This window comes from Actinoplanes sp. NPDC051494 (assembly GCF_044454705.1).
Lineage (GTDB): Bacteria > Actinomycetota > Actinomycetes > Mycobacteriales > Micromonosporaceae > Actinoplanes.
The window spans coordinates 788,759-802,057 of record NZ_JBITDZ010000002.1 but is presented as its reverse complement, the minus strand read 5'-3'; the positions used below and the strand labels follow the sequence as shown (position 1 = coordinate 802,057).

At 71.3% G+C, this 13,299-nt stretch carries 7 protein-coding genes; 1 reads left to right on the top strand and 6 read right to left on the bottom strand.

Annotation, left to right across the window (positions count from 1 at the left end):
• Positions 1 to 143 precede the first annotated feature (143 nt).
• Positions 144 to 1,229: an ABC transporter ATP-binding protein gene (locus ACIA6A_RS10305; protein WP_396097195.1), complete on the top strand. Its 1,086-nt coding sequence runs from the start codon at positions 144 to 146 to the stop codon at positions 1,227 to 1,229.
• Between the two features lie 45 nt (positions 1,230 to 1,274).
• On the opposite strand, the gene ACIA6A_RS10300 is transcribed toward ACIA6A_RS10305, so the two are convergent.
• From ACIA6A_RS10300 to ACIA6A_RS10275, 6 genes are all read right to left on the bottom strand, one after another.
• Positions 1,275 to 4,442, bottom strand: coding sequence for an Hsp70 family protein (locus ACIA6A_RS10300; RefSeq protein WP_396097194.1), 3,168 nt, complete (start codon positions 4,440 to 4,442; stop codon positions 1,275 to 1,277).
• A gap of 104 nt (positions 4,443 to 4,546) precedes the next feature.
• The gene (gene rlmB / locus ACIA6A_RS10295) at positions 4,547 to 5,674 is read right to left on the bottom strand and encodes a 23S rRNA (guanosine(2251)-2'-O)-methyltransferase RlmB (RefSeq protein ID WP_396097193.1); all 1,128 of its coding nucleotides are present in this window, start codon (positions 5,672 to 5,674) and stop codon (positions 4,547 to 4,549) included.
• Complete coding sequence (gene cysS / locus ACIA6A_RS10290) at positions 5,674 to 7,086, bottom strand: cysteine--tRNA ligase (protein ID WP_396097192.1); 1,413 nt, start codon at positions 7,084 to 7,086, stop codon at positions 5,674 to 5,676. Before cysS ends, rlmB begins: the two co-directional genes overlap by 1 nt.
• 91 nt (positions 7,087 to 7,177) lie before the next feature.
• Positions 7,178 to 8,833 carry a S8 family serine peptidase gene (locus ACIA6A_RS10285; RefSeq protein ID WP_396097191.1) on the bottom strand — a complete coding sequence of 552 codons (1,656 nt, stop codon included), beginning with the start codon at positions 8,831 to 8,833 and terminating at the stop codon, positions 7,178 to 7,180.
• A gap of 57 nt (positions 8,834 to 8,890) precedes the next feature.
• Positions 8,891 to 10,294, bottom strand: coding sequence for a class II fumarate hydratase (locus ACIA6A_RS10280; RefSeq protein WP_396097190.1), 1,404 nt, complete (start codon positions 10,292 to 10,294; stop codon positions 8,891 to 8,893).
• Positions 10,291 to 13,251 (bottom strand): BTAD domain-containing putative transcriptional regulator, encoded by a 2,961-nt coding sequence (locus ACIA6A_RS10275; protein ID WP_396097189.1) that lies wholly within the window; start codon positions 13,249 to 13,251, stop codon positions 10,291 to 10,293. The genes ACIA6A_RS10280 and ACIA6A_RS10275 overlap by 4 nt, the downstream gene beginning before the upstream one ends.
• Positions 13,252 to 13,299 lie beyond the last annotated feature (48 nt).

Here is a 13,299-nt window from a genome sequence, read left to right as displayed (position 1 = left end):
GCCCGGGACGTACCGAAACGGTCGTGACCTTGGCAGAACATGAAAAAAGATTTACCGTTGCCAGGCGTGTGGTCTTCCACACGCTGTTCCTCCACTCGGATCGTCCGGCACGTTCCTGCCGGTGGAAAGGAAGTTGTCTCCGCATGGCTACCGTGACTTATGACAAGGCCTCCCGGATCTACCCCGGTTCCGAGCGCCCCGCGGTCAACGAGCTCAACCTCGAGATCAACGACGGCGAGTTCCTCGTCCTCGTCGGCCCCTCCGGTTGTGGTAAGTCGACCAGCCTGCGCATGCTCGCCGGCCTCGAGGACGTCGACAAGGGTCGCATCCTCATCGAGGGCAAGGACGTCACCAACCTGCCCCCGAAGTCCCGCGACATCGCGATGGTCTTCCAGAACTACGCTCTGTACCCGCACATGTCGGTGTACGAGAACATGGCGTTCGCGCTGAAGCTGCGCAAGACCCCGAAGTCGGAGATCGACCGCCGGGTCAAGGAAGCGGCCCAGCTGCTCCAGCTCGACGAGTACCTCTCCCGCAAGCCGAAGGCGCTCTCCGGTGGCCAGCGCCAGCGGGTCGCCATGGGCCGCGCCATCGTACGTGAGCCCCAGGTCTTCCTCATGGACGAGCCGCTGTCGAACCTCGACGCCAAGCTCCGCGTCCAGACCCGCTCGCAGATCGCCACGCTGCAGGCCAAGCTCGGCATCACCACCGTCTACGTGACCCACGACCAGGTCGAGGCCATGACGATGGGCCACCGGGTCGCGGTCATGCTCGACGGCGTGCTGCAGCAGTGCGACACCCCCCGGACGCTGTACGACAAGCCCGGCAATGTCTTCGTCGCCGGCTTCATCGGCTCCCCGGCCATGAACCTGAAGACCGTGACGCTGACCGACACCGGTGCCGACTTCGGCCCGCTGGCCATGCCGCTGACCCGCGAGCAGATCGAGGCCGCGAAGACCGGCGACGGCAAGGTCACCGTCGGCTTCCGCCCCGAGGCCACCGACCTGGTCGCCCCGAGCGAGGGTGGCCTGCCGATCGTCGTCGACCTGGTCGAGGACCTCGGCTCGGACGCCAACGTCTACGGTCACGCGACGCTGGACGGCGTGCAGGAGCGCTTCACGGTCCGCACCGACCGGCGCTCGATGCCGAACATGGGTGAGACCGTGTTCATCAAGCCGCAGGCCGAGCAGGCGCACGTGTTCAACGCCGGTTCCGGCCAGCGCATCTGACAGCTGTAGCAACAAGAAAGGGCGGCCCCTGCCGGGGCCGCCCTTTTACTTGCTGAACGTCTGTATCTGGAAGTCCTTCTCACCGGCGCAGGCCAGATGCCGCTCGTCCCACGCACAGCTCGCCGACCGCACGTCGACAAGCGGCCCGAGCTGCACCGGCCCGTCACCCACGTGCTCCCCGGCCAGCGCGGGGTCGTCGGCCGACCCGGACAGCGCCTTCGAGAACTGCAGGATGTTGCCGGCGTCGATCCGCCCCACCACCCCGGCCCGGATCCACAACTCCTTGCCGTCGCCATCGATCAAGGTCACCTGAGCGGGTGACGTGCTCTGGGTGGCGAGCACCGCCTCCCCGACCGGCACCAGGACCTCGGTCGACGCGACGACCCGGTGCCACAGCTGTCCGCCCTTGGCCGCGTCGATCGCGACCACCTGCGCGGTCTTGGCGTCATACCCGGTCTCCTGCACGGCACAGACCCGGTCGGCCCCGCACGCGGTCAGCCCACTGAGCCGGGTGTTCGTGTCCGGCGGCGTGTACAGCACCCGGGGCTCACCGAGCTTGCCCAGGTCGTACGCCAGCACCCGGCGGGCGTCCCCGGACTCGGCCACGATCAGCCGCCCGTTGTGCGCGATCACCTCGTCGTCCGGCTCGGCGACATTCGACTCCGGCCCGGCCACCACGGCCCCCGACGCCGCGTCGATCACCCGGGCGGACCGGTCCACCCCGATCTGCACGATCCGCCGCTCGTCACCGAACGGCTTCGCGAACGGGAGCCCTTCCACGGATGCCGCCCCGGCAAAATCCTCGACCGTGGACGCGACGACGACCTTGGTGGTGCTCAGGCCGTACTGGGAAACCGGGCTCTTCTTCTCCCACCCGACCTCGCCCTTACCCTTGATCTTGAGCCCGACGACCCGGTTCTCGGTCCGGTCGACGAGCACCGCGGTGTCCCCGGTGAACAGAACCTCGTCATCGGACGCGACCCGCCGCTCCCACATCGTCTCGCCGCTCCCCGGATCGACCAGGACCATGAGCCGGGTGCTGCCCGCCGAGGAATCGACGGCGCTGATGGCGACAAGGGCGTGGGGCAGACTGAAAAAGTAGTCCCACTGGCTGTTGAGCCGCCCGACGACACTCTTCCACTCGGTCTTCCCGCTGTCCGCGTCCGCAGCGACGATCCCGAGCTGCCCGTCCTCCTGAGCGGCGGCAAAATACGCCCGCCCGTCCCGCAGCGCGGCCGACGAGAACGACGACGTCACCACCGACACCGGCGCGACCCGTTTCGGGTCGCTCAACGACTGATACTCCAGCGCCGGATACCCCGGCCAGAACCACGCCACCACCCCAGCGGCGGCCCCGAGCACGACCACGGTCAAGGCAGCGACAATCCAGAGACCCTTCCTTTTGTACGCGGGCAGCGGCGCAACCTTGCTGTCGTCCCCTTCGGTCGAGGCGAGCCATGAGGTCGCAGCCGGAGCCGGAGCCCCCGAAACCGGGAACGACCCACCCCCATGGCCGGCGGCCAGCGCGGCGGCTTCCCCGGTAGCCCACGGGTCGACCGGCTCGGCATACTGCGGCTCCCCCGACAAACTCGGCGCGGAAGCAACAGGACCCTCAAATGGCCTGGTAGCAGCCGGCTTGTCCCCCGAATCCGGCGCAGCCCCAGCCGACCGCCCCACCGCAAACGACGCCGCCCCCGCAGCCTGGCTGGCTGCAACGCCCCCCGGCGCCCGGCTCCCGGCAAGCGGGGCCGTGGCGGTCTGCGCCCCCTCGCCGAACGGGGTGGTAGCAGCCAGGTCCGCTCGACCCGACAAATCGGTCACGGCCGACGGGCCGGACGCCGCCGGATCCCCAAGCGCAGACGATTCGGTCTCGGCGGGTGGGCTGGTCGGGACCGGGCGCGCGGCGGTCAAGGTGGTTGCGGAGGGGTCCGCGATGGCGGGGCTGGAACCCGGATCGGGAGCCATGGCCTCTTCTTGGGCGGCGGCGGGCGCAGGGCCCTCCGGCTGGGTCGCTGTGTCTGCTGCCGGAACGACGACGGCGGCCTGGGAATCGCCCGGCGCCGCCTCCGCCGAGGGCTCGGCGGTCCCCGCGGCCGGCACGGCTCCACCCGCACCCGCGCCCATATCGGATTTGTCCGGCAGGTTTGCGGGCTGGGCTGCAGCGGCCAGGAGGGAGCCTTCCGCTGCCGGGAGTTCGGGCTGCTCGAGGACCGTGGGGGCGATGCCCAGTTCGCTGTGCAGGAGGCGGGCCACCAGCGGCACCCGGGACGAGCCGCCCACCAGGAAGAGGCCGACGAGGTCCGCGGGAGTCGTACCCGCGGCTTCGATGATGGTGTTCGCTTCCGCCACTCCCCGGCGGATGAGCGGCGCCGCGACCATTTCCAGCTCTTCGCGGGTCAGCTGCAGCGCTGTCTCGACCCCGGGGACCGGCACCGGGGCCTGGGCGACGCGGGACAGCATCTCCTTGGCTCCGCGGACGTCGTCCCAGAAGCGGCGGCGGGCTCGCCATTGGGCGAGGGTCGTGGGTTCGGATAGGGCGGCCCAGGCCTGGGGTTCCTCCCGGCGCAGCGTGGTGCCGAGGTGGTCGACCAGGGCCGCGTCCAGGTCCAGGCCGCCGAGGTCGTCGAGACCTCCGGACGCGGCCACCTCGAAGGTTCCGCCACCGGTGTTGCGGACCACGGCGATGTCGAGGGTGCCGCCACCGAAGTCGAAGACCGCCAGCGCTTCGCCGACCGGCACCGGGCGGCGCAGGACCTCGGCGAAGTAGCGGGCCGCCGCGACCGGTTCCGGGACCAGCGGGGTGCCGGGCGGCCAACCGGCCCGGGACAGCGCGGTGACCAGCACTTCCTGGCGTTGGGTGCCCCAGGCCGCGGGGTATGTCACGACCGCCGGCGGGAGGTGGCCGACCGTGGCCACGGCTTCGCGGGCGACGGCGCCGAGCAGGGCCGCGAAGAGGTCGGCGACCGGGACCTCGGCGCCGCCGAGCAGGATCGTGCCGGCGTCGATGTGGCGTTTGGGGTTGGGTTCGAGGCGGGCCGGTTCGGCGTACCCGAGGCGGACCGCGTCCCGGCCGACGTGCAGGCGGCCGGTGGTGTCGAGGTAGACCGCCGACGGGAGCAGGGGCTGGCCGTCGAAGAGCAGCGGCCGCACCCGGCCGTCCGGGCGGCGCACCATCGCGACCGTGTGGGACGTGCCCAGGTCAACACCGAGCATGTAGCTGCCTCTCCGCCCACGGACCGTTCGGCCCGTCACGTTACCCGGCGGCGGCCCCCACCGCTTACCAGCTCAGGCGGTGGGGACCGGGCACATCGCGGCGATCAGCCGTGGGTACGGCGGCGGCTGACCTCGGCGAGGGTCACCGCTGCGGCGACGCTGGCGTTGAGGGACTCCACGTCGGAGGCCATCGGGATACTGACGCGCAGGTCACAGGTCTCGCCGACGAGGCGGGACAGGCCTCGGCCCTCGGAGCCGACGACCACGACCAGCGGGCCGACCGCCGCTTCGAGGCTGTAGAGGTCGGTCTCGCCGTCCGCGTCGAGGCCGATGACGGTGAAGCCGGCCTGCTGGGCGGCCTTGACCGCGCGGGTCAGGTTGACCACCTGGGAGACCGGCACCCGGGCTGCCGCGCCGGCGCTGGTGCGCCAGGCGGTGGCGGTGATGCCCGCGGCTCGGCGTTCCGTCATGAAGACGCCGTGCGCGCCGAACGCGGCCACCGAGCGGATCACCGCGCCCAGGTTGCGGGGGTCGGTGACGCCGTCGAGGGCGACCAGCAGCGGCGCGGTCTGCTCGAGAGCCGCGGCGAGCAGGTCGTTGAAGTCCTCGTACGCGAACGGGGGCACCTGGAGGCCGAGGCCCTGGTGCAGCACGCCGCCGGTCATCCGGTCGAGTTCGACCCGGCTGATCTCCAGGATCGGGATGCCCCGGTCACCGGCGGTGCGGTAGGCCTCGTTGACCCGGTCGTCGACGTCGATGCCCTGCGCTACGTACAGCGCGGTGGCCGGGATGGCGGCCCGCAGTGCCTCGACCACCGGGTTACGGCCGAGCAGCAGCTCGGGGCCTTCCTTGGTCGGGTTGGAGCGGCGCCCGGGGGCGACGCGTGGCCCGCGGCTGGGCATGCGGGCACCGCCGCGCTGGGCCGGGCGGCCGGTGGCGGACGTGCCGCGCCCGCCGCTGCGACCCCAGGTGGTGTCCTTGGAGCCGGGGATGCCGACCTTGGGCGCACGGCCCTCGGCGGCGGCCGCTCGGCGTTCCTTGTCCTGCTTGCGGGCCGTCTTGTCGGGGAGCTTCTCCGTGCCGGAGTAGCCCTTGTGCCACGGACGCTCGTCGGCGGGCAGGGTCTTGCCCCGGCCCTTGAGGCTGCCGGTGCGGTTCTTGCCGCCGGAACCGGCGGTGGCACCCTTCTTGTTGGTCGCGCGCTTGCTCGCGTTTCGGGAATTTCCTGGCATCAGTGCTCTCCTACCGTCCAGCGCGGCCCGGCCGGAGTGTCCTCCACCTGAACTCCCGCGTTCTTGAGCTGGTCGCGGACCGAGTCGGCCGCCGCCCAGTCCTTGCGTCCCCGGGCCGCGGCGCGCTGCTCCAGCGCGAGTGCCACCAGTGAGTCGACGATCGGTTTGAGGTCGCCGCCCGGCTCACCGCCGCCCCAGGTCTCGTCGAGGGGGTCGAGCCCGAGCACCCCGAGCATGGCACGCACCTCGGTGAGCGCCGCCCGGACCCCGGTCTCGTCCTGCGCCGCGAGGGCGGAGTTGCCCTCGCGGATCGTGTCGTGCACGACGGCCAGCGCCGCCGAGGTGTTGAAGTCGTCGTTCATGGCCGCGGCGAATGCCGGCGGCACGGTCTTGGGCCGGCCGTGGCCGACCACCTCGACCGCGCGTTCCACGAAACCTTCGATCCGCTTGTACGCCGTGGCGGCCTCGCCCAGCGCGTCGCCGGAGTAGTCGATCCGGGAACGGTAGTGCGGGACGCCCAGGTAGTAGCGCAGCTCGACCGGGCGGATGCCCATCGCGCGCACCGCCTCGACGTCGATGACGTTGCCCAGCGACTTGCTCATCTTGGCCTCGCCGAGGTTGAGCAGCGCGTTGTGCACCCAGTAGCGGGCGAACGGCAGGCCGGCCGACCTCGACTGGGCGATCTCGTTCTCGTGGTGCGGGAACGTCAGGTCGAGGCCACCGCCGTGGATGTCGAACTCGGCGCCGAGGTAGCGCCGGGCCATCGCGGAGCACTCGATGTGCCAGCCCGGGCGGCCGCGGCCCCACGGTGACGGCCACGACGCGTCGGTGGGTTCGTCCTCCTTGAGGCCTTTCCACAGCGCGAAGTCGGCGGGGTTGCGCTTGCCGTGCTCGGCGGCCTCGCCCGCGGAGAGCATGTCCTCCGGCTTCTGCCCGGAGAGCGAGCCGTAGTCGGCCCACGACGCGACGTCGAAATAGACGTCGCCGTTGCCGGCCGAGGACGCGTACGCGTGACCGCGCTCGATCAGCTCCCCGATCAGCTCGTGCATCTCGGGGATGTGCCCGGTGGCCAGTGGTTCGTACGTCGGGGGCAGCACGTTGAGCGAACGGTAGTCGGCGTCCAGCACGAGCTTGTTCGCGTAGGCGATGGCCCAGAACGGCTGACCGGTCTGCTGCGACTTGACCAGCAGCTTGTCGTCGACGTCGGTGACGTTGCGGATGAACGTGACCTCGTAGCCGGAGTGCAGCAGCCAGCGGCGCATGATGTCGTAGTTGACGCCGCTGCGCAGGTGGCCGATGTGCGGCACGGACTGCACGGTGAGCCCACACACATAGATGCCGATCTGCCCCGGCGACCTCGGGACGAAGTCGCGGACGGATCGGGTCGCGGTGTCATGCAGCCTCAGCGTCACCGTCCAAGGGTACCGACCTCCCCAAAATGGCGACCGCCCCGCCCGAGGGACGGGCGGGGCGGTCATCCACAGGGTTATCCACAGGCTGAGGTTACTTACGGCCACCGACCGCGGCGTACGCGTCGACGATGCCGTGTCCGTAGAAACCGTTGAACGACTTCGAGCCGGAGCAGTACGCGTCGTACGCCGTGGTGTAGCCCTCCTGCACGTAGCTGCGCAGTCGGGGCTCCGGGCACGCGGTCTCGTGGGCACTCCGGAACAGCCGGGCGGCGACCAGGTCGGGGTTCATGGTCAGACCGCCGCGCCACAGGTCCCGGTGGCCGTACTTACTGATGATCAGCGCCGCGACGCCGGCCGCGTGCGGTGAGGCCATCGAGGTGCCCGCGAGGTACGTGTAATACCCGCACTTGCCGGCCGCGGTGCAGTCCTTGAACACGGTGGGGACCGTCGGGTTGCCGTCGGCGTCCACCCGGCCGTTCGCCTGCAGCACCTTGAGCGGGTACGTCGACAGGATGTTGTTCGCGGCCTGGTTGTACTGCGGGGTGCCGAACAGGTCGCGGGTGAATCCGCCCGGGGCGGCGACGTTGATCTGCTCGGTGCCGTAGTTGGAGTAGACCGCCTTGGCCGTGGACGGGCCCACCGACGAGACGGCGATGACGTTCGGGCCCTCGGCCGGCAGCGTGAAGCAGGTGGCGTTGTCGATCGGCCGGTAGTACGGGTCGCTGCCGTAGTCGGGGCTGGTCACGTCCTCGGCCGGGTCGTTCAGGTTGTCGTACTGGTTGCCGGCGGCGGCGACCAGCGTGACGCCGCGCTTGTGGGCGTAGTTCAGCGCCCGGCTGATCCCGGCGATGATGGCCCGCTGTTCGGCCTGGGCCTCGGGGGCGTCGGCCGGGTTGGCCTTGCAGTTGTACAGCCACGGGTCGACGTAGAACGACATGTTGACCACGTCGAGGCCGGCGTCGCCCGCGTAGGTGAGCGCGTTGACCACCGGGTCGAGGAAGAAGTAGCCGGAGTCCTGGCCGCCCTTGAGCTCGACCAGGGTGACGTTCGGCGCGACGCCGGAGACGCCGGTGCCGTTGGCCGCCGCGGCGATGGTGCCGGCCACGTGGGTGCCGTGCCCGCCGTCGTCGGTGCCGGTCGGGTCGACGCAGCTCGCGACCTCGCACGGGCCGTCGATCTCGGCGATGTCCGGGGCGAAGTTGCGGGAGAGCCGGCTGCTGTAGTTGGCCGCGAGGTCCGGGTTGCTCGCGTCGAGGCCGGTGTCGAGGACGCCGACGGTGACGCCGCGTTCGCCCTTCTCGATGGTGCGGGCCTTGTCGGCCCGGACCATCTGGAGGCCCCACAGCTTGTCGTCGAGGGTGTCGGCCTTGGGGACCCCGGGCTTGGAGCCACCGTGCCTACCGTCGGTGACCGGCTGCTCGAGCGGCGAGAGCTTGGGGGCGTACCCGACGGGTTTGCGGGCCGCGGCGCCGATCAGCTTGCCGGAGCTCGCGGCCCGGGCCCGGAAGTCGGCGGCGGCCGACGAGACCCGGAAGGTCCCGACGGCCGCGTTGCCGCTGACGACCGTGCCACCGGCGGCGGTGATCGCCGCGATGGCGTCGTTGACGGAGACCCCGTCTCCGGCGACGACGGTGTAGTCGGTGGTGGCCGTGGACGGTGCGGCGCCGGCCGAGGTGCTCGGCAGCCCGACCAGGAGGGCGAGGCCCGTCGCGGTGGCGACGGCCCCGGCCGTGAGGCGTCTTCTCATCCTCGCATTCGATCGAAGTTCATGATCATCCACAAGGGCCGGTGTGCGGCAGTTTGTTCAGGGGCGCGTCATCCGGAGGACATCAAGCGCCGAATCCAGCTGATCTTCGGTCAAAGTGCCGTTGGCGACATGTCCCCGTTCGATGACTACCGCCCGGATGGTCTTGTCTTCCTTCAGCGCCTGTTTGGCGATCGCGGCCGCCTCGTCGTAACCGAGGACGCGGTTGAGCGGGGTGACGATCGACGGCGAGCCCTCCGCGTACGCCCGGACGACCTCCTCGTTGACCTCCAGCCCGGTGATGCAGCGGTCGGCGAGCATCCGGGCCGCGTTCGCCAGCAGCTTGATCGACTCGAGCACGTTGCGGGCCATCACCGGCAGCATCACGTTGAGCTCGAAGTCGCCCTGGGTGCCGGCGAACGCCACTGCCGCGTCGTTGCCGATGACCTGGGCGGCGACCTGACGCACCGACTCGGGCACCACCGGGTTCACCTTGCCCGGCATGATCGACGAGCCCGGCTGCAGGTCGGGCAGGCGCAGCTCGCGCAGGCCGGCCCGGGGCCCGGAACCCATCCAGCGGATGTCGTTGACGATCTTGTACAGGCCGACCGCGACGACGCGCAGCTGCCCGGACGCCTCGACCAGGGCGTCGCGCGCCCCCTGCGCCTCGAAGTGGTTGCGGGCCTCGCTCAGCGGCAGGCCGGTCGCCTCCCGGAGCCGTTCGATGACGGCCGGGGCGAACCCGGGCGGCGTGTTGACCCCGGTGCCCACCGCGGTGCCACCCAGCGGCAGTTCGCCGAGGCGGGGCAGGGTGGCACCGAGCCGTTCGACGCCGTAGCGCACCTGGGCCTCGTACCCGGAGAATTCCTGGCCCAGGGTGACCGGCGTCGCGTCCATGAGGTGCGTGCGGCCGGATTTGACCACCGCCGACCAGGCGGTGGCCTTAGCGCCCAGCGTGCCCGCCAGGTGTTCGAGCGCCGGGATCAGATCGTTGGTGACCGCCTCGGTCGCGGCCAGGTGGATCGACGAGGGGAACACGTCGTTGCTCGACTGCGACGCGTTGACGTGGTCGTTCGGGTGCACCGGCCGGCCCAGCCCGCTGGTCGCGAGCGTCGCGATGACCTCGTTGGCGTTCATGTTCGACGACGTGCCCGACCCGGTCTGGAACACGTCGATCGGGAACTGGTCGTCGTGCCCGCCGTCCGCGACCTGGGCCGCCGCGGTCACGATCGCCTTGGCGAGATCCTCGTCGAGGACGCCGAGATCCGCGTTGACCTGCGCGGCCGCACCCTTGATCCGGGCCAGCGCCCGGATGTGCGAGGACTCCAGCCCCCGCCCGGAGATCGGGAAGTTCTGCACCGCCCGCTGCGTCTGCGCCCGCCACAGGGCATCGGCCGGCACCCGGACCTCACCCATGGTGTCCCGCTCGATCCGGAAAGAGCCGTTCTCGTCAGTCGTCGTCACGCTTCCATCCTGCCCCCGTCCTGGACGGCCTGCAGTTGATCCATGCCACTTTCCAGCTGCTCGAAGATCACCTCCGCCTGCCGCCGGTAGCGGCCGGCGGCGAGCGGGTCCGCGTCCAGCAGGCAGATGCCCAGGCCACGAAGCGCCCGGGCCTTCTCCACCGCGTAACCCGTCTGCTGGGCCAGTTCGAGGGCGCGGCGATACAGCGCGACGGCACCGTCGAGATTCCCCATCGAGAACAGGACCGCGCCGAGTTCGTTGGAGGCCAGCACCGTGGCCGGCACCTGTCCGAACCGGCGGGAGAGATCGATGGCCGAGAGGTACCACTCGACCGCCTTCTCGTGCTGCCCGCGCCGGTTCTCCAGCAGACCCATGGCCCGCCGGAACTCGATCTCCCGGTACGCCGGCCCGAACCTGCGCAACATCGTCTGCGACGCCCGGAGCAGCCGCTCGGCCATGTCGAACCGGCCCAGGTGCACCCGGATCTCGCCGAGCTGCTGCAGGATGCTGAGGACGAGTTGCGGGAATCGCAGCTCCACCGCGGACTGCAGAGCGATCCGGTTCATCCGGGTGGCCTCTTCGTACCGGCCGAGACCGATCAGGAACAGACCCGACTCGGTGTGCGAACGTGCCACCGCCAGGTTCATCCCGAGCAGCCGCCAGTCCCGGCGGGCGAGCTCGGCATGGTGCAGGCTCTCCCCCGTGCGGCCGAGCCGGTTCAGCACACCGGCATAGTTCGCCCGGGCCCGGGCGACGCCTTCCCGGTTCCCGATCCGCTCCTGATGGCGCAGCATGATCGACATACATTCCAGGGCCTCGGCGGTACGGCCACCGCGGTACAGCGCCGACGCGAGGTAGTTGTTCATCAGGGCCACACCCTGCTCGTCGCCGGCCTCCTCGGCGGCCGTCAGCCCCGCGGTCATCACGGCCTCGACGTCGTCGAGATAGCTGCTGTCGTAGAGATAGCGCCAATTGACCCGGGCCATGAGCCACGCCTGCCCCGGACCGCGGTGGGCGGCCGCGAGCCGGACCAGCGCGACGAGGTCGGGTCGCTGTTCCTCCAGCCACGCCGGTTCGGCCACCGCGGCCGCGACCAGGTCCGGACGCAGCGCGGAGCCCCGCGGGAAGTCGTCCACCGCGGTGCCGGCCGCCTCCCGGCCGATGTTCAGCGCGCTGGCGACGTGCACGTACAGATCCACCAGGGCGGCGACCGCGGTCCGGCGCTCCATCTCGGGCACGCCGTCCGCGAGTGTGACGGCATACTGCCGGACCAGGTCGTGCAGGCGGTAGCGGCCAGGATCGGGCTCCTCGACGAGGTGCACGTCGACCAGCTCGTCGATGATGTCCCGGGCGTCCGCCAGCGGCAGGCCGGTCAGCGCGGCCACCGGGACGTCCCGGAAACGCTCGCCCGGGAACAACCCCAGGAGCCGGAACAGGCGTTGCGCCGCCTCGGGGAGCTGGCCGTAGGACAGCGCGAACGCGTTCGCCACCGTGCGGTCCTCCGCCGCCAGCGCCGGCAGCGCCGATTCCCCCAGTCGCTGGACCAGGTCGGCCACCGCCCACCGGGGCCGGTGCGCCAGCCGGGCACCGGCCAACCGGACGGCCAGTGGCAGGCAGCCGCATCGCCGGACCAGGTCGAGGGCGGCCACGGGCTCGGCCGCCACCCGCGCACCGACGATCCGGCCGAGCAACGCCACCGCCTCCGGCTCGTCCAGCACCTCCAGCGACTCCAGGTGACCGCCGTCGAGGCCGGCCAGCCGGCGCCGGCTGGTGACCACGCAGAGGTTGGTGGGGGAAGCCGGCAGCAGCCGGCGCACCTGGGCACTCGACGCGGCGTTGTCCAGCACCACCAGCGCGCGCCGGTCGGCGAGCTCGGACCGCCACATCCCGGCCCGGTCCTCCAGATCAGCGGGGATCCGATCCGCCTCCACCCCCAACTGCCGCAACAGCGACACCAGCGCCACTCCGGGCTCCAACGGCTCACCCTCGCTGTGACCCTGAAGATCAAGAAAGAGCTGCGCATCCGGGTACGCGTCCCCGACAAGTTCCGCCACCCGCAGAGCCAGCGTCGTCTTACCGCTGCCCGCCATCCCGTCGATACTCAGCACGGTCGTCGTCGCGGCCGCGCCGAGCAGCCGGGCGACCACCTCGTCGCGGCCGGTGAAGTCGCCGACCGAGCGGGGCAGGCGCCGGACCGGCGAGCGGGCCGGGCCGGCCGGGGTGACCTCGCCGGTGAGGATCCGCCGGTGCAGGTCCTGCAGCTCGGAGCCGGGGTCGATGCCGAGCTCGTCACGGAGCAGCTCACGGGCGCGGGCGTACTCGGCCAGCGCGTCGGCCCGGCGGCCGACCCGGTACAGCACGAGCATCAGCTGCACCCGCAGGCGCTCGCGCAACGGATGGCTCTCGACCAGGCCGGCGACGTCGGCGACGATCTCCCGCTCGTGGCCCGCGTCCAGTTCGAGGTCGATCCACTCCTCGACCGCGGTGGTGTACTGCTCGTCCAGGACGGTCGCGGCCCGCCGGATCCCCGGGGCGTCCAGACCGGCCAGCGCGGCCCCCCGCCAGATCCCGAGCGCCTCCCGGAACAGCTTCGTCGCCTGGTCCGGTGGCACGGCCGGCTCCCGGGCCCGGGCGGTCAGCCGGGCGAAGACCGCCGCGTCGAGGTCGCCGTCGCCGGCCACCACGGCGTACCCCGCGGGGTCGGTCCGGATCGTGCCCGGCGCCAGCAACCGGCGCAGCCGCGACACACAGGTCTGCAGCTGGCCCCGGGCGGTCGCCGGCGGATCGTTCTCCCACATCGCGTCGACCAGCTCGTCAGCGCCGACGACCCGGCCGGCGTGCAGCAGCAACATGGCCAGCACGATCCGGTCCCGGCCGGCACTGATCGCCACCTCGTGCCCGTTCTCGGTCACCACGAGCGGGCCCAGGATGCCGAACCGTACCTCTACCACGTACATCTTCCTCTACATTGCTCGGTTCTTCGGCGAGAGCGGCTCGACAGCGGA

What these genes read in the sequence shown, in the direction of transcription:
- ACIA6A_RS10305 (WP_396097195.1), top strand. Translation starts at nt 144, where the DNA reads ATGGCTACCGTGACTTATGACAAGGCCTCCCGGATCTACCCCGGTTCC.
- ACIA6A_RS10300 (WP_396097194.1), bottom strand. Translation starts at nt 4,442, where the DNA reads ATGCTCGGTGTTGACCTGGGCACGTCCCACACGGTCGCGATGGTGCGC.
- rlmB (WP_396097193.1), bottom strand. Translation starts at nt 5,674, where the DNA reads ATGCCAGGAAATTCCCGAAACGCGAGCAAGCGCGCGACCAACAAGAAG.
- ACIA6A_RS10285 (WP_396097191.1), bottom strand. Translation starts at nt 8,833, where the DNA reads ATGAGAAGACGCCTCACGGCCGGGGCCGTCGCCACCGCGACGGGCCTC.
- ACIA6A_RS10275 (WP_396097189.1), bottom strand. Translation starts at nt 13,251, where the DNA reads ATGTACGTGGTAGAGGTACGGTTCGGCATCCTGGGCCCGCTCGTGGTG.